The following is an 18,893-nucleotide window of genomic DNA, read 5'->3' on the forward strand; positions in this document are numbered from 1 at the left end:
TCGAACCTCCAAAGATGACATCGGTCATGGCCCGGCCTCCCCAAATTCAGTGTGGCTATGGGCTTTGGATTTGGCCGTGGGTGTTTCGGACGCGAGGGCGTGCAGAGCTGTACTGGTACGTTTCCTGAAACCGGGGGGAGCTGGCTTACGACATCAAGGGAATGCTGGCCCTGGGAGGAGTAGCGACGACCGCGGACACGACTTGATCACACTTTTAGGCAGCCCTGGGCTACGCCGGGGTTGAGATCCCCAGGGAATTACACCAATCCCGGGGACGCGGGCGATAACGGTCCCGCTTACCTCTCACGCAGCTTTGCCAAGGCCTGCAAGGCCCTTGGTCTCAAGCACATCCGCACCAGGCCTTACACGCCTCGCCCCGCACCAACGGAAAGGCCGAGCGATTTATCCAGACCCTCTGCAAGGAATGGGCCTATGCGATGGCTTTCCAGAACTCCCAGGAACGCGACCACTGGCTGCCGAGATACCTCTCGATCTATAACCGGCTCAGGAAGCACTCAGCCCTCGGCGGCCGATCCCCTCAGCAGCGGCTTAACGAGCTGCTCTGCTGATCAACGTTGTGAGACACAACACCTAGGTACTCCCCGAATGGAACCAGCTTGACCGAGCTGGAGGTAGCCCCAGTGCTCTGAGCCAATCGCGACGAACGCAATGAAGACGTAAGAGCAGTTTGTTCGGGAAACGAGGCCGAGGGTACGAAAAGAGTAAGAGATTCATGGATAAGAGCTAGGCCACATCTCAGATCTTAAGTTGGCGTTGTTCAACAAGCACATAGAGGAAAGAGCAATGGCCCTATGTTTCACCTATCGCCCTAATACCGGCAAGCCAGTTGGGATGTACGAAAAAAGTGCAGCGAACCAACCGCTCCAAGCGACTCGCTCGCATCCGAGGAAAGCTGAACAGCTGGTAACAAAAAATAGCAGATCAAAAACCAAGCCTGAGGCGTACCGTGAGCAAGGTTCTTGCCTGCAATTGCTGACGGCGTTCTGATGGGCATCTCCCTTCGCGATTAAAATGTCAAGTGTCATCGGGTAAGCGCGAGGTTAGCTCTTGAATGAGTGAGCGTCGCGCTATTTCAAGATAATTGACTCGTCGCTTTGAAGAGGTGATTTGCTCTTCGCAGTCTCGAATAGCCAATACTAGTTTTTGCGCATCCTCTGGCAAGTCAGCGATTCGGTAGGACTGGTCACCTACAGTAAGCATGGCTTCTTGGCCGGGAGATTCAGGTTGCAAAGGCTCAGAGGAGCTGTCCATTGCACAAATTCAAGAACAACCTCATGATAACTGGGATAGACTTAGAAATCAAGCCGAGGGATCCAATCGGTCTCAGCTTTGAAGCGCCCCTGGTTCAGCGGCGTTCAGTGAGTGGCGCAAATAAATCCTGCATGATATTGAACACGATACTTATTATGCGCTTCTTTTCGAGAACAATGCTAGCAGTGATTCCCATTCCCGAGCGCAGAGCATCGGGAGGAAGGTTTTGCGGGACTGAATCAGGACTCAATGCAATACGAGCAACATAAGCTGGAGAAGTTGCTTGCCTATCAGGTGATGATGTTGTTGGTGAAATAGTTGTAACCACGCCTTTGAGAGTACCGTATTCACTTGATGGGAAGGCATCAACCGTGATCTCTGCAGACGTTCCAGGCTTTATTGGAGCCGAGAGGCGGGAAGAGACTTGTACGCTCGCAATTAACCCCTCCTGGGGCACGATAGTTGCAAGGAGATCGCCACTCTGCACGCGTTCTCCCTTAGCTTGAATATTCAGAGACTGCAGAGTTCCACTAATAGGAGATAATATATCAAACTTCTGAGAACGCTGCTTTAATTCCCTAATCTGGTTCGCAATGTCATTTTTCTCTATGCTCTGTATGCTTTCTGACTTTAGTCTTTCGTCCAGGAGGTTTTGCAAGTCTTGGCGATTCTGAAAGACCTGATTCTGCTTCTCAAGCAACTGAACTTCGCTTGCAGAGCCTTGGTCAACAAGTGATTGAAGACGGGAAAGTACTTCTTGGTTAAGAAAGACCTGAGCCTGGAGCTGCCTTTGCCGACTCAAGAACGAGCGTTCTTCGTACGTATTCTTATCGTTGATCATGCTCAGCTTGATTTCTAACGTACGAATCATTGGAGTAATATCAGCTCTGTCTAGAATAAAAAGTAATTGGCCGGTTCTGACATACTGATGCTGACGGACATTGACCTTATCAATCAAAGCAGATTCAGGACTTTTAATTGAAACCTGTGAACGAATCGTTTCAAGCTGGCCGGGTAGTTGAGCGGTTTCTTCAACAGTGTTCAGAGATGCCCAAATAACCAAACTAACTGAGCCTAAGCCCAGTGTCCAAATAAGTATACGGCTCCAGACAGGCGGCGGCTCGAGCAATAATTGCTGCGTATCGTTGTCAGAGGTCTGAAGAGTGTTTTCGCTGGGGGAGGCATTTGACTTAGAGTTAAAGCCCAGAAATCGAAAGAGGTTCATTTTCATTAGCCAACGAGCTGCTGTTGATAAAGAGCATAATAACGTCCCGCCTTGGACATTAGCTGTTCGTGCGTGCCAACAGAATCTAATCGACCATCATGCATCATGACGATTTGATCAGCGTGGATTAATGTCGAGAGTCGATGAGTAATCATGAGAACTGTTGTGCCTTGAAGTTTACGCCTAAGATTATTGACAACTTGTTGCTCAGTATCTACATCCAAAGCACTTGTCGCCTCATCCAGGATGACGAGGCCAGGTTTCTGCAACAACATTCTGGCTAGTGCAACGCGTTGACGTTGTCCCCCAGACAAACCTGAACCTTTTTCCCCTAGAGGTGTGTTATAGCCATAGGGCAAAGACATTATAAAATCATGGGCACAAGCCATCTTTGCCGCTTCAATAACCTCATCTGCTTCAGCTTCAGTGTCAGCTACGGCAATATTATTATAGATGGAACCCTCGAAAAGAAGACAGTCTTGGGGGACAAAACCCAACTGCCTTCTGAGAGAGTAGAGCTCAACTTTCGAAACGTCATACCCGTCGATAAGCACCTTGCCTTGTGTGGGCTCATATAGGCGAGGAACTAGTTTGAGCATTGTACTTTTCCCACATCCACTTTGTCCAACCAGGCCAGTAAAACTACCGGCAGGGATAGTCAGACTCACACCAGCGAGCTGTGGCTTACTATTAGTTGAATAGCCAAAACTGACTTCTTGAAAGCAGATTTGACCTTTGATAGGTGGCATTGCAATATTGGTAGCTTCAATTTCACTCGTCTCGAGTGGTTGATTCACAACATCGCCCAATCTCTCTACAGACATGGAGACTTCTTGGAAATTATTCCAAGTGCTAGCCAGTCTGAGTATCGGCTGTGTTACATATCCGCTAATAATGCGGAATGCAATAAGTTGGCCCAGCGTTAAGTCATTAGAGAGGACTAGTGAAGCTCCAACGCAGATCACAAGTATATTTGTGGACTTATTGATAAGCTGAAGGGCATTTGAACTTGCAGTATTTGCAACCACAGTCTTAAAACCTTTGTTAATATCATCAAGGTGACGATTCTCCCAATTGCGCCGCGCTGTTAACTCGCTATTCTGCAACTTAACCGTTTGAATTCCGTTGAGAACTTCAACCATGTACGAGTGAGTTCGAGAATGGGCCTCGGCGCGCTGACGAATGAGTTTCTGGGTTATAGGTGTTAGCCCGAGAATAACTACTAAGAGGAGAGGTATGCTTCCAAGAATAATGCCAGATAATAAGGGTGAATAAAAGAACATAACGCCGAAATAAAGCAGGGCAAATAGGGCATCCAGTACGACTGTAAGTGCTGTGCCAGTAAGAAAGCTTCTTATCTTATCTAGTTCATTAAGTCGGCTTGCTAGTTCACCGACTGGTCGCTTCTCGAAATAGCGCGCATTGAGCCTCAATAGGCGAGAAATAATCGAACTACCAATATTTATATCGATTCGATTAGAGATCTCCATAAACTGAAAGGTGCGTAAGCTGCTAAAGACTAACTCAAGAATCATGAATAATGCCATTAAAACAGCAAAACCTCCTAGGGCGCCAGAAGAACCCTGCCCAATTACACGATCAATGATTTGCTGAAAAAGTAGTGGTGTGGCCAAAGCAAACAACTGAGTAATGAAGCTTGCTATGAAGACTTCAAGTAGACCATATTTGTAAAAACTCATGTAAGGTAGCATCCAACCCAGCCCAAATCTGGAGGTAGGCGTGCTAGAGCCGCGTACAATTGAAACTACACTAACTGAGGAAGAATCTGGCGAGGTGATATCCGATAAGCTGTATAACTTGATTCCCTGAGCTGGATCAATGCACAGTAGATCTTCGTTGATTGAATCTACAACTAACACTGGTCGGCTGCCTGAACTAGTTAAAGCAATTGCGGGAGTTGGTAGACGACTGAATTCATTATTTCGGCAGCTCACAACTCGACCCAGCAAGCCAAAGCGATCAAAGACTGTAATCAACTTGTCAAGTGAGGGGCCACCTCTGCTATCGGTAAGATAATTGGCCGACTTCTTTATAGTATCACGACGAGTAGGTAGGGAAAAGTATTTGATAATCATCAAGAAAACAGCTTCAAAGGCCTTTTCTTGAGTCCGTCCGGTAACTGGTGTGTAGCCAAGTTGTCGAACCTTGCGAGCTAGCTCCTTATCAGAGGCAATGAAGTCTGAAGATTCAAGGGCTATCGCTGACCCCCCAATGGAAGACCCTAATAGAGGAGTCGAAGATGTATCAGATTGAGACTCAGTAGCACTTTTTGTAGAAACTAAAGCATAGGTATCGGAGGTCGATGGATTCAAGTCATGACTGCTATCTAGCCGAAGTGGTTCGTCTTGCCAGGTCAGGACACGAGGTAATGCTCCAGTCCAGAGCTCGGCTAATGTGATAGAAGTTATCACCTGTCCGTATCGATAACCCTGTGCTGGCCTGTCGGCATAGACAAGCTGAACCGATGATGGTTTTGTTAAGTCAGAAGGGACAAGAGGGCGCCAGCGGCGCTGGAATACGCTTACTGACTGTTGGTCTGCCGGAACGGTAAGCATTCCTTCGACTATCAATTTCTGGAGGAGAGGAAACTCACTAGGAGATACCTGCGAGGAAAGGATATTATAAAAGAAGTCTCTGCATTCAGGTTTGAGTACGAGAGTGCCAATCAAAACAATCTCACAATGACTTGAGGCAACTACTTCCTCCTGAAGATTAGAATCAAAACCAGAGAAGGCTCCACATAAGTAAGGAGCTTCTACGCGGGTTATAGTGTAAGAACCGAATTGACGAGTAGGGTCCAGTACACGACACCATCCTGATTTGACAAGGGTCAGCTCAGTGTTTGCATTCGAGGTCTGTAAAACGGTGCCAGGTTCTACTTCCACCGTCTTACAGTGAAACTGTTCGGCGTAAGCAATCAACTGGTTTGACTGTGGTGTTGTTAAGCGCATCGTTCAAGACTTCGAGTTAATCCAATCCATTAATGAATCCTTTACAGGATCTAGTCCCTGGCCGATCTGAGATTTAAAGCAGACATCTTCCAGAAAGTCTTTTGTGCTTTCGTCATACTCGCTATCGAAACGGTATTCCATTCTGATTAGCGTATACCAGTCGTCAGCTTGAAAAGGGCCGATTAAATGGCCTGCTTGCGCTGTACGAAGACGTGCAGCAATCTCAGGGTGAGGTGTCGTCAGATCGACAGGACCTACAATTCCTTGGGTTCTGGATTCTGGTCCACATGAATATAAAGTTGATGCCTCAGCAAAAGTGATCTCTCCAGCCTCTATAGCGTAAAAGATCTCTTGACAAAGAAAGGGGTCATCGACTCGCAAAAGGCTATAAAGTACGCGATCTAGCTTGTCTTTGTAGCGCAGGTATAGTGTTTCCCCGGAGGCAGTCACAAGCAATTCACGCAACTCCTTGCGCCGCCATTCATGTATGGCCTCAGATAGCATCTCTTCGGAATCAATACCTAAGCTGATGCACCACTTCTTGCGATCGTCGGCGGACTCTATCTTATGTTCATTGCAATACTGAGTGAGTGCTTGGTCGTGGATTGTGTCTGGATCGGAAAGCTCTTGGTGGTTAAAGACAACTTGGCGCTCCCTAAGCTGGCGCAAAAACATGTCTGCCATGCCGAAGCGAAGTAAAAGAGCGAGGATGTCGCGTCCCGAGGCTGTTTTCAGAGCCTCTAGGATCTGAAGGATTTCCTGACTCGTCTCGGATTCAGAGGCCTGCGGATGCTTCTGAACAGGGGAATTCATGATAAGACCTCTAACACAAATCAGGTGTTAGATCCGCTGAAAGTGATCTAATAACCCGTCCATCACAAGAATTGTTGCACCGAAAAACCGAGTTTAATATGGCAATCAAGAAGTTGAACAAGCATCATGGCATCAGCATAACTAGGATCCACGTCGAAGGCAACCGACAAATCCCGTCTAAAACGCGCAAATGAGGCACGAGTCTCAGGATCAGAGGAATCCTTACAATCATTTAAAATCTTATCATACCAATTGATCCATGAATGCTCTGCTTCGTCGAGAGGCTGCACCAATAGACTTTCCACGCAGGGTTGGATTTGGGAAACAAAGTCTCCAGGATTTGTAATATGGCTCAGTAGATACCAGAGGACTCCTTCTGGTACGGCCACTGTATTGGAGGATGTCGGTCCAGTTTGCGAATGGAATGCTTGAGACTCAGGGATGAGTGGAGAAATTAAAAGTCGCCCACCCGTTAGTCGGACTGACAGGTAGGTCTGCACACCATCTATACCTTCGAATTGAACTGCCCAATCAGCTTGGAGTTCGGCATTACGTTGTTGAATGGAGATGGGGCGAGCAATACCTGAATTCAATAGCGAGCGTAGAGCCCGTTCAGCACCGTTTGGAGTTAGGATCATTCCTAACATTATGCCCCCGAGAGCGGTCGGGCTGTCAACTTCATTAATAAGACGGTTAAATAGCGCTTGGATTGCACTTGAGGCTTCATCGATTCCATTAGTCCGAGAACTCCTGGAAGGCTGAGCTTGAGTTGATCGTGTGTTAGGCGTAAGCGGTTTCGATGCTGCGCTTTGATCATTACGCCGAATTGGAGAGTCGTTGGGATCAGACTCTGTATTCTCCAGTGAGTTATCGCCAGGTGCAGAACTAGATCCGCTGACATCATTAACAGAAAAGCCTGAAACCGTGGAACGAAGGCTTCCGTTTTGCTGATGACTATTACCGTCTAAGCTAGTGAGAGACGGCCGATCTGCCTTAGACGCGCCAGATCCACGACCTGTACCGGAAGGGGATTCTGGTGTTCGTGAATCCAGACTTTGAGTACCAGGTTCCGCATCCTCTCTATCACTCCCATTGTCAGTAGAGAACTCGGGTAATTGATCCGAATCAATAGTTTGCAGATCAGGACGATAGGGAGTAAACGGAAGTAAGGGGCGACTGACAGAGTTCGCGTACGAAGCTAGGGATGTCTTAGGTGCAAGCTTCACTGGCATGCCAGGATCATCAATTACTCCAAAATTAAGATTATTATCACCAAAACTATTGTCTGTTAGGGTTAAAATAATTTTGCTAATCATACGATGGCCATCAATTGCCTCTATTACGAACTGAGCCCCGTCCCCAACTGGATTGCCGTGAACATCCAGGCGTTGAGTAAAATCATACCATCCAGAGGAAGTAATTGGTTTGCCGTCAAGATCTCGCAGAACGAGTCCTTGCTCACTAGCAGCAATTATCGTTTCGGGGGCTACAAACTTCCGGTAAGCATTCAGATCATCTTCGCGTAGTCCAGATCTTGACAAGTCGATTTCTAATTGAACCTGTATACCCTCACGTGTCGTATCAAAATCAACAAGGCTATCTTCGTCTGGAAGCTTGGAAAGAGTAAAACTGATGGGATCCCAAGAGTCAGCTATTGCGAAGCTGCTATCAAGACCTTCGAGAGGATTGTAATCCCCAAATAATACGTCATCGGCAGACCTAACAGTTAGGTTTGTAATCTGATAGTTACTTGGCTTGGGTTGTTGATGACTACCATCGACAGAAGTAGCCTTATTGTCTGATATGCTGATACTTACGATAGAGGATGGATCACGGAGGTTGCCTTCCAAGGAAGAAATAAAATCTGCCTTCTTCTTCCATGCAACCAACGTATTTAGATCATTAGAGTCAGAGGAAGCTTTACCAACTTTGGGGGCCACTAAGTTTGACAGGTAGCGCTGGGTTGTTGGTGTAAGGAATCCGGGAGTATTCCTGGAAGTAGTCATTAGGATAGCTTCTTCAGTATTTCCTTGACTGAATCCATATAAAGCCCCATTATTGTCTCCAACAACATGACTCAGTGTAGAAACCTGGATACTTACCGTCTCGCCAGGCTGGTCTGGTGCGACGATCTCTAGCCAGTTCAGGTCGAATCCATCATATGAATCTGGTAGTAACCCAGTAAGCCTAGAGATTGGAATTATCAAAAGGTTTCCTCGAGTATCCTCCTCGGGTCTGGAGAGAACGGTTGCTTCAAGAAAACTGATCTGAGGTCTTGTAAGGCCAGTGAGGTTAATAAAGTAATTGGAGAAATGAAGATTCACTGCATCTCCTGAGCGAAGGATGAGAGAGACCTCATCAGATCGATCTTCGAATTCTATGTCAGTGGCCGAAAATAAATCGCCAAGACCAACAAGCTGATTCGCTGAAACTGCAGGATGGGATGGGTCTACAAATAATGGGACATACTGGCTCCTAGGATTAAGACTTATTTGGACTCTCTGATTTACTGAGCGAACGCCATCACTTGCCAAGATTGACACGTAACCATTCACGGGTTTCTCTAATCCAGGCACATCGAACTCAAGATCGGCTCCTCCCTTGCTATAGACAATCTGGACAATATCGCGAAGAAGCTGTTCGTGTTGCGGACTATCGCCAGCAACAGAGATGCTATAACTTAGACTATCGCCATCCAAATCCTGGAATAGTGAATTTAGGTCAAGGCGATGAATGTGATTGTCATAGGGATTTAGTTTAGAAGGTCGTGCTTTGATAAGAGGAGGTAGATTGATGCCAGAGCCTATTGACAGTGGTACGATTTGACTGACAGAATCATTGGATGAAGACGCTTTGACCTGAAGTGCATAAAGCCCATTTATTTGTCCAGTTGTATCGAGATGCAGTTCATAAATGGGAGTACTACTAATGTTAACTATGCTGAGAAGGTCGTCGGCACTGGTCCCGTCTGCTAGACCGTACCCGAGTCCTCCACTGTCCTCGTCATTCAGAGTTAACGCAATCTGGATTGCCTCTAGCGGATCGTCTAACGTAAAGTTGAGCTTCAAGAAGGATTCTTCGGGTTCATCACCCAGCATTTCTCCGAGACCAAACGATGGCAGACTCGCTGCACTGATACGAAGTGACTGATCGCGTGTTGATGACTGCTGAACTGAACGGAATAAAGGGAGAGCCTCATTAATAGCTTGCCTGAGATCTGTTGGGTTATCCGGTGAAAGCGTTAGACCCTGCCAAGAGAGAGCAATGTCAAGACCAACAAGACCTACAATGTCAGTTAATTCACGAAGATCGGAAACATTAATCGAAAGCTCAACTTCATCACCTGCCTGAAGATCGGACAGTTGTTCGATGGTAAGCAGTTCTCCGGTCTCCAACAATTTCAGAACTGGCTCAATAATCAGTCTGCCTTCCCTCTCAACTGGCACGGATGAACGATCAACGATGGTGATCCAATCTGAATCCGAAGCGTCAACGGAAAAATACCCACCGTTGCTATCGCGGCGAAGAATCTCAAAGCTATAGTCAATCTGATCGGTTTCGCGGAGGTGTATAAATGCATCCTGAAGATCAATCATGGCTGTCTGCCCTTGCTTCAGCTTTAGTTGCTCAATCGCTTGATTTACTTCTATAATTCCTGAGTTTGAGATGATGCCAAGATTAAGTTGATAGCCGACATTCTCACCACTGAGATCAGTAGCAGTAAAGTCTAGTGTTAGCATTCCTCTGTCATCAGCACCCGGAGACAGTTCAAGTTCACCAGTGCCGGAGTTCCAAGTGAGCCAATTAGGCAAGCCAATGCTCGAGGTACTTCGTACGCTTAGACTGTAAGAGAGTGAATCACCGTGCAAACTATCAGAATCGCTGAAGATCGTATCAAGATCTAACTTGAATACATCACCTGCGTTGATTAGTCGCGCATTCTGGGATGGGCCAAGAAGGTCCGGGGCCTGATTGACATTCTCTACAGTTAGCTGGAATGATGCAACTGCAAAAGCCCCGTAGTCATCAAAGGCCTGAAAACGAACGGTATGCTTGCCAACACTTTCGTTCTGAGGCACACCTGATACCAATGAGCTGGCAGAATTAAATTGCATCCAATCTGGTGCATCGACTTCGAACCGGAGGGTATCACCGAGCAAGATATCGTCGTCGCCAAAGAATGACAACAGGTCAAAGCTCACACTCTGGCCCTCTTGGATCCGTAAATCCAGGGGGGGTTCACCGAGAAGATATGGCGGACGATTGAACATCTTGTCAACAACTTGGATTTGTAGCGGAATATTTGCTGACTCTCCTTGAAGATCCGTTGCGCTCAGTGTAAGTGTTATTATATCTCCGTCAGCCAATGGTGCTGTCCCGCTCAAGACTGCCTCAATAGGATCAAGTTGTAGCCAATCTAAAACGTCGCTTTCTCCGTTAGTTTTGAGAGTATAGTGAATCTGATCTCCGTCGTCTTCATCAGAAAAGAGATTTTCTGGTAGACGAATCGAAAAAGACTGGTTTTCCCGTAGTAACATCAGAGGAATATCGTCGCCATTCCACTGAGGGGCATCATTGATATTCTGAATTGTGAGGTCGATCCACTGTCTTGCAGTGGCGCCACTTAGATCTCTTGCTTCTACCTGCAACTTCCAAGCCCCAACTTCGGCTTGTCCTGGTTGTCCACTTATGACTCCTGATGCCTGATCAATCTGCAACCAGTCAGGCGTAACATCAACCAGATGAAAGCTTAACTTGTCGCCATATTGCAGATCCGAATCGGAAAAGATGGTTGTCAGGTCTAAGCTAAAGGGTTCGTCCTCCAAAGCCAGTTGTGGTGGGAGAGTGACTGCTTCTGGTGCATCGTTAACATTCTCGATCAACAGAGATAATTCTTTCTGCCAGCGAGCCCCTGAAGCATCTAGCGCATCCACGAGGATCCGCTGTACACCCACCAATTCTTGATCAGCAAGTCCATGAATTACGAGGATGTCATCATGGTTGCTGCCAATTGTCAGCACCTGTTGTCGATTAAGTGGTTGATTCCTGCTAGTGGGTAGCTTGACGGGTGTTATCTCTAGATTTAAGCCTTCAGCAATATTCTCTCCAATCTCAAAGCTAAGGCTAGCAAATAAATCTTGCCAATCATCTCCTAACACCGATCCAGTTCCTGAACTGGGGAGAGAAGCTGCAACGAGACCGGACAATCGCCCAGCAGATGCATCCAAAACACCACTCTGCCTAAACAGTGGCAAGCTTGGAGCAATCAAGACGTCCTTTAACTGTGCAGCCTGTGAGGACCAGTCCAAATCAAGTTCAAGACCAATAAGTCCTAGGCCAGTATTGCGGGTGTCGGTCACTACTAGGTCGGCCTGAACAATCGTGCCAGGTTGTAAAGCTGCAAGATCCTCAGTCGTAAGAAGCTGACCACTATCAGTACGGAATAAGCTTTCGATCACAACGCGCTCAACTAATGTCGCGTCAGGTCGCCGCTGCTCAAGACTTAACCAATTATTGCCGGAGTTCCCAATTGGCAGTAGTTCAAAAGAAACTAACTCTTCAGCCAGGGGAAATAGATTGGCAAGGGCAATGCTAAAGGCTTGATCCTCGAATAGATTGAAGCTCTGATCTTCAACTGAAATGATTTGAGACTGAAGCCTCAAGGAATCAGGTATTGTGTCTTCGTCGCCCTCAGGCGTCAGCAAGTGCGCATCTGCTGATATATCTATACTATTGCTTCCTGAATGGGCAAGGAGCTGATCCGACTTGAACGCCTTTTCGAGCAGTGGTGGTAGATTCGCGTCAACCAGGCTAGAGGGAAGTTCGGCGGGGTTATCACTTATAACTAAGCCAGTTAACTGATCAGCTGACTCAAGGCTCTCATAGTCAATGAGGCTATTCGATATTGCAGGCTCGATAACGGTTACACCAGGATTGCCGTTAAGAAGATCGACAGCATGGTCCAATCGAGACCAGTCGATGCTCGAACCGTCGACATCTGTATCTGATAGTTCAAGGTGTTGAAACAGAGGCTCGAGAGAATCTGTCTCAAAGTCCTGGTCAAGCACCGCAAGCAAAGGCTCGCTAAGTGCAGGCACCGACAGAACGTTATCTTCAATCAGGTCGCCGATCTGACCGCCTGACTGTTCGTTGAGAGTGGCGGCCAAACCCATAGGTGCATCCTTTCCGCCTGACGCGGCCCCATGACTGTCCTCCCATCATCCTAACGAGATCGCCACAGGGCCGCAAAGCACCGGTCTTTGAGCGTTTCTCGCACAGTTCTCTGGCTCTACAGCATCAAAAAGACCCCGGGCGAGTGCCCAGGGTTGGCTTGTGTGTGTGTGTCTGTACACCTGTCCCTTGGCCTAGAAGAACGGCCATGGCAGCGGGACTCCCGCCATGGCCGCTCCACCACGATCAGATCGTGGTTTCCGCGTACTGCTGGGTCTGCTCCTCGAACAGCGACACCACCCGCTGATCCAATCCAGCCGCCATCACGCCGCTTTCTCCCTCCATCTCATCAAGGAAGGCACGCTCGTGACCGGCTGATGCCTGCTGCAGCGCTCCAGATTCAATCGCATTCTGGTTCGCAAAGTTGCTGCTATCCCAGCTGCGACCGTTCTGCTCGAACAGTTCAGCCATGCTGATCTTGGTGGATCCAGTAAAGAGCTGGTCACCTTGATGCAGAGACTGGTTCCAGTCCATATCAATGATCGCCAGATCATTGATATCAAGCGCTCCATCAAAGTTGGCATCCACATCATGGGCGACACTGCTACCAGCGCTACGCGCACCAGCCTCCAGTGCTGCCAGATCCTTCATGCCAACCCGACCGTCGTAGTTCAGGTCACCCTGATACGTGATCAGGTGCTTCACTTGGAACGCCTCCATCTGGGTGGTATCCCACATGTAGTCGCCATTGGCAGACAGCTTGTAGCCAGCCTCGCTGGTGTCGATCACGTCACCAACTTCACCGGTCACCTTGAATGTGGTGGTCACTTGGGCGACCGATCCTTCTCCAGCCTCGGTGCTCCAACCCAGCTCTGCCAGTGACTCACTGCCATTGCTGAATTGAGCCATCACATCCACCACATCACTGCTGATGGAATCGATCTCAAGGTCGACAAAGGTGAACTCGCCGTCGTTTTGCCAGGTGTTCGACTGCATGATCGTGTCCCCACGACGCACCAGGTTGCTGATTTCAACCTCACCCGATTTGGTGGTCTCACGCAGCGTTCCCAGATCAAAGCTGCCTGCGGCGGTCAGCCTGGCTTCGGCAGAACGCGCCACCACCTCAAGATCGGGGTTCAGCATGGCGTACTGGCCACCAAGATCGCGCAGCGAGTACTGGTCATCCCACACCACACTGTCAACATTGGCATCCACAGAGAAGCTCAGAGGAACACTGAAGTTCTCCTTGTTCTGGAAGCCATAGGCATCAGCACTACGCTCTGCCTTGATCAGGTCTTCGATGTCACCACGCAGCTCCAGGCCCACATAGGCCAGAACCTTCTGCGCTGACACCCCTTCTCCGGCACCCAGAGCTTCCAGGCCAGCTCCAGCAAAGCGGATCGACTTGCTGCCATTCTCCGCTTCGATCACCTCGACGCGGCTCTGAACGGCCAGATCCTCGGTGAAGTGGATGTCATCTGTCTGCAGATCGAACACCTCACCAAAGGTCTCGCCCAGGGCAACGGTGAAATCAAGCGTGCTGATGCTTGCATCACGCAGCGATTCAGCTGTCACAGCGAGGTAGAACTTGCTGCCACGCTCTGCCTCGTTACCGAATGCACGGATCACGATCTCGCTGGCATCATCACCGTCAAAGACGGGATCCTTCACCACACTCAGGCCCAGATCAAGCGCCTTCTCAGCAAACTCCTTGTAATAGAACTCCGAGACAACGCCGCCAGAGGGATTCTGGGTGTCCTGGTAGTCAAAATCAACCCATTCAGTATCCTTAAAGCTTGCATTGCCCGTCTCCAGACCGGAGATGGTCAAGCTGCTGCCAGAGAAGCTGATCTGGTAGTTGTCATCCGACTTATTGGAATCCAACTTGCCGTCGTAGTCAAGCTTGCCGCCCAGGCGAATGCGGTCAGCACTGGAGCCCGTCAGATCAAAGACATTGGCATTCGAGACAAGCAGCGCCTTGTCGCCTCCATTCACGCCAGTGATCTTGACGTCCTTGCCGCCATAGGCGCCTTTGAAATCAACGACCACCGGTGCTTCTGCATCATTCACAGAAACAGTGTTCTCACCAGACTGGCTCAGAACCACTCGCTCCATCGAGTAGAAGCGATCGGTAATGCCCGAATCATCGGTCACAACACCGTCAGCGCCCCAGCTGTTCAACGAGTCGACGTCGAGATGCTGGGTTGCATCACGCAGGCTGCTGTTCAAGGTGTCGGTGCCTGCACCGCCAAACACCATCGTGGACACTTCACCGTCGGTGTAGATGGTGTCATCACCACCGTCAGCAAAGACCAGATCCAGCGGTGCGGCTTCTCCGGCATGAGCATCAGCTTCTGCACCAGCCTCAGCTTCTTCACCAGCCTCAGCTTCTTCACCAGCCTCAGCTTCTTCACCAGCCTCAGCTTCTTCACCAGCCTCAGCTTCTTCACCAGCCTCAGCTTCTGCTCCAGCTTCTGCTGCCGCATCAGCTGCCGCATCGGCATCAACTGCAGCTTCTGCATCGGCTACGGCTTCTGCATCGGCTTCCTCAGCATCATTGTGGTCATACAGCCATTTCAGCTGCTGCGCATGCTCCAGACGCAGCGCGATCACCTCATCGATGCTCGCGGAGCCGCCAAGCTCAGACAGCGCTTCTGCCAGTTCACCGGTGTAGATCGTGTCATCACCGGTCGGACCGGTGTATGGCATCGTCACCATGATCGGCACTGGGCCGCGGTTACCCGGATCATTCACGTCCGGCGCCACGCGCAGGTTCGCGATGTACTGCTTGAACTCACTCAGCTCCTCGGCACTGAACAGCTCATTTGTCAGCGGGTTCACCCCACCAACGACCACGCCATAGCCAAGGTCGCTCTTGAGCGGTGCAATCGTGCTAACAATCGCCCCTTGCTCATCACGCACTGCACGGGCCAGAAGCTCAGCATTGCGCGCGGCAATCGAGTCGCCGTAGATCGTGTCGCCAAGGGCTCCGCTCTCGCCGCCAACCAGCAGGTCACCGCCGCCGCCGCCTTTGATCTCGTCATCACCTTTGTCACCAAAGATGATGTCGACACCTTCTTTATTCTCAGCATCCTCGGCGCCAGAGTCGCCGTGCAGCTGGTCATCACCCGATCCACCCAGCAACAGGTCGTCGCCAAGGCCACCATCGGTCATGCCACCGGTGTTACCGCGAATCAGAACGTCATCGCCCCTTTCAGCGAACAGCGCATCCTCGGATCCGTTATCGGCCAGCAACAGGTCATTGCCATCGCCACCGAACAGGTGGTCCAGCTCGTTGTCATCACCACCAGAGAGCTTGTCATTGCCACCCTGACCGTAAATCCAGTCTTCTCCCTTGCCGCCATCCACGACGTCGTTGCCGCCGCCGGCACGGATGTCATCGGAAGATTCCGCTGCGTCACTGCCAACAATCGTGTTGGCCTGCGCATTACCGATGATCAGGCGGTTAAAATCACGACCATCGAAGTCCTCCTGCTCGGGTGCCGTGAAGTTGCTCTCACCCTCACTCAGCACGTCCAGCTGATATGTGCGGAACGTGTCCTGGTGAATCAGCTGCGCCTCCAGTTCCATCGCCGACTGGATCATCGGCGTGAATGTTTGGAAACCAAGCTGCTTGAGAATGTCAGTGCCAGGAATATCAATCTTGTAGTAGTGCAGGTCAGGATCCTGCACACGATCGAATGTCTCCTGAACGATGAACGTAAAGGTGGAGCCCATCAGGCTGGGGATGTTGCCCTCACCCGTTGGTGTAAACACCTCTTTCTCAGCCAGACCACCCAGCCACAGGGGCACATTGATCAGACCAATATTGTTCTCTTCTGACGCGTTCTCACCTCCGTACAGCTCCATGAACAGCGGCAGCTGGGACGGATCGCGCAGGTTCTCCCCAAACTCAGCCCAGCTCTGGTATGGCGCCAGGCGCTCGGCAAACAGATCCTCGGTCTCACCGGCCTCATACAGGCCACTCGACACATCCGAGGCTCTGGCGCCAAGGGCATTGCCCACGCCAGTTGCTGCGTAGAGATTGGAAATATTCTGGCGGAACTCATTCAGCGTCGGCATGCCGAGCTCGTTGCCACGCGCCAGGTTGTAGGCACCCAGGTCATTGATCCGACCCACCAGCATGTCCCGCACCGCATCCACCATCAAGGTGTCCACGGCCTGGGCACGATCCATCGCGTTCTGGGCCAAAATCCCGGCCGGTCCTCCCAGCGCTTCCACAGAGCTGGGCTGAATGAACGCCTGCACCAACGAGTTGGTGATCACATCGTTGATCTTGATCGTTTGCTCGACCTTCTCAACGGTGATGCCATTGAGCTCCTGGTAGATCTGCGAGTGACCCACACGGAAACCGGCCGTGCTGAACTCCAATCCAATCGATGGACGCACTTCAGGCTGATAGCCGTTGTAGCCGTGCTCATTCACATTGAGCGGCTGCGGTGTCAGCTTCGCGGGATCGGGGGTCAGCGCGTCTGCTCGTGCTTCTGTGATCCCAAACGGAATACCGCCCGCCAGACCCACCACGTACTGGTCGTACACCATCCGCTGATAACCAGCGTTCATCACCGTGCGCGCCATGTCGAACACGGCGGCCTGGCCTTCCACTGTGTTCAGGGAAGCCTTCAGGGCAGCCAGTTCCTGCAGGCCTGGGGTGCTCGCTGCATCGGCAGGCAGCTGATCGAGCGCCTCGTGGATCGCGACCACGGAGTCGTTGTGGAAACGACCGAACACGGTGTGGAACGCCGTCAGCTGCGCATTCTCATTGGCGCGCAGGTCGCCGGAGATCTTGTGCTCAGCCAGCGACAGGGCGCTATAGCCAGAGAGGTGGCTGGCATCACCCAACAGCTGTTGGTTCGAATCCTGCAGCGCAGCACCGGGATTCACCCAGGCAGCGCCCGCAGCCGCTTGCAGCTCGGCATTCGAACCCATCAGGGTCTGAATGTGACCCATCATCCCGTCACGGCTCGGGCTGCCGCTCACGCTGCGATCACCCGCACGCACCTTCTCGTCCCACTCACTCAGGGCCTGATGAGCAGCCACATAGGCCGGGTTCTTGAGAACAGCATCCAGCGCATCAGGATCGGCGCCGTTGTTCACCAAAATGTCGTAAAACGTCGGCAGATCGCCTTCCCGGCCACTTGCGTAGCCGCGCTCCAACGACACCTTGTTGGACAGCATCTTCGCTGTCATGTTGCCGTTGGCGTCCTTCTCACGCAGGTAGCCGTGGATCACTTCATCGGATCCATACAGCTGGTTCTGGTCCACCCAACCCGTCACCGTGTTCATGTACTCACCTTCACCAGGGTTGGTGTTGATGGACGTACCACGCGGCAGCAGACTCAGCTCAGTTTGACCTGCAATTCCGTAGAGAGGATCATCCTGAGGCAGCGGAATCTTAAATGTCCCCTGACCTCCCTTGTTCAGCAGATCCAGGCCGTGGTCAATGTATTGACCCACGCCCATGAACATATTGTTCCAACCGCCCTGCTCTGGCATAAAGGCGGTGCCTTGATCCATCAGCGTGTTGGACACCACACGCTCGTTCGGAAGCACCCGACCATCAGGGCCCTCCAGCTGCATGCGACCCGCAACGGGCTCACCATCCACGCCCTGCGAAATATCGCCAGGTCCGGGATAGTTGTTCACCTCGGTGATCCGGACAAACTTGTCCTGACCGCTTCCTTCCTCGGCCAGGGCCACATCCAGATCACTCAGGGGCAGGCCCAGTGCCTCACGGGTCCGCTCAGACGACGGGGTGATCTCATTGTTCGCAAGGCTGCTCAGCGAACGGGCATCGCCATTGAGCGCCTTGTTCGCCAGCAGCGACAGGTCAGCCAGGCTGAAACTGAACGACTGCTTGAGCACTGCGCTCTCAGAAAAGCTCAGGCCCTCTGCCTTGGTGCCAAATTGATCGAGAAAATCTTGCTCATTGGCAAACACATCCGACAAACCGTCGGTGGTTTCGCCGTCGAGATTGGTGTTGTTGTTGATGTTGTCCACTGAGTTAGGCCTCAATAGGGTTGACAGAACACATGAATGAGACCTGAAACAGGCCTACTGCAAGCAAGCTATGCCGAGCAGAACCGTCACGCTCACCATCCACTCCAAACCTGCACGCCACGCACAGCCCTCGGCGCATTCATCACAAAAAACCAGCCGCCCGCCTCCACCCAATCACCCCAAAAGCCCTCTCACACCTAGCTTTCCGCTAGTTTCGTGCACATCGCGCAGACCACTATGCAGATCACGCAAACGCCTCATACTCGCTCTCAAAAACACTCTCTCTAACCTCATGTCAAGCGACATCCGGAATTGGTCCTCCGGCGACATGAAATCTGGCCCACCCTGTGAGGCTGTAGCCCCGGCTTGTTGACGCCGTAGCCGGCGCCGGTTGGTCTTGCTCATCAGTCCATTGGGAT

Annotated in this window: 6 protein-coding genes and 1 pseudogene; 1 reads left to right on the forward strand and 6 read right to left on the reverse strand. The window is 50.8% G+C overall.

Translation table 11 applies throughout. The features are described 5' to 3' along the window. Window positions 1–282: 282 nt before the first annotated feature. Window positions 283–569 (forward strand): annotated as a pseudogene (locus VB737_RS01085) (integrase core domain-containing protein); the annotation flags it as partial. Window positions 570–1,035: 466 nt separating this feature from the next. On the opposite strand, the gene VB737_RS01090 reads toward VB737_RS01085, so the two are convergent. The 6 genes from VB737_RS01090 to VB737_RS01115 form a co-directional block, all read right to left on the reverse strand. Then, entirely contained in the window at window positions 1,036–1,272 is a 237-nt protein-coding gene (locus VB737_RS01090) for a DUF6447 family protein (RefSeq protein WP_416238055.1), read from the reverse strand. Window positions 1,273–1,366: 94 nt separating this feature from the next. Further along, window positions 1,367–2,503: an HlyD family secretion protein gene (locus tag VB737_RS01095; RefSeq protein WP_500310410.1), complete on the reverse strand. Its 1,137-nt coding sequence runs from the start codon at window positions 2,501–2,503 to the stop codon at window positions 1,367–1,369. Next, the gene (locus tag VB737_RS01100) at window positions 2,503–5,439 is read right to left on the reverse strand and encodes a peptidase domain-containing ABC transporter (protein ID WP_500310412.1); all 2,937 of its coding nucleotides are present in this window, start codon (window positions 5,437–5,439) and stop codon (window positions 2,503–2,505) included. The genes VB737_RS01095 and VB737_RS01100 overlap by 1 nt, the downstream gene beginning before the upstream one ends. A 33-nt stretch (window positions 5,440–5,472) precedes the next feature. Further along, window positions 5,473–6,282, reverse strand: coding sequence for a peptidylprolyl isomerase (locus VB737_RS01105; protein WP_500310414.1), 810 nt, complete (start codon window positions 6,280–6,282; stop codon window positions 5,473–5,475). A 62-nt stretch (window positions 6,283–6,344) separates the two neighbouring features. After that, complete coding sequence (locus VB737_RS01110; protein ID WP_500310416.1) at window positions 6,345–12,449, reverse strand: putative Ig domain-containing protein; 6,105 nt, start codon at window positions 12,447–12,449, stop codon at window positions 6,345–6,347. Between the two features lie 250 nt (window positions 12,450–12,699). Beyond that, a complete protein-coding gene (locus tag VB737_RS01115) occupies window positions 12,700–18,474 on the reverse strand; it encodes a peroxidase family protein (protein ID WP_500310418.1) in 5,775 nt (1,924 codons plus the stop codon). Between the last annotated feature and the right edge of the window lie 419 nt (window positions 18,475–18,893).

Source organism: Synechococcus sp. BA-120 BA3, assembly GCF_034931285.1.
GTDB lineage: Bacteria > Cyanobacteriota > Cyanobacteriia > PCC-6307 > Cyanobiaceae > Cyanobium.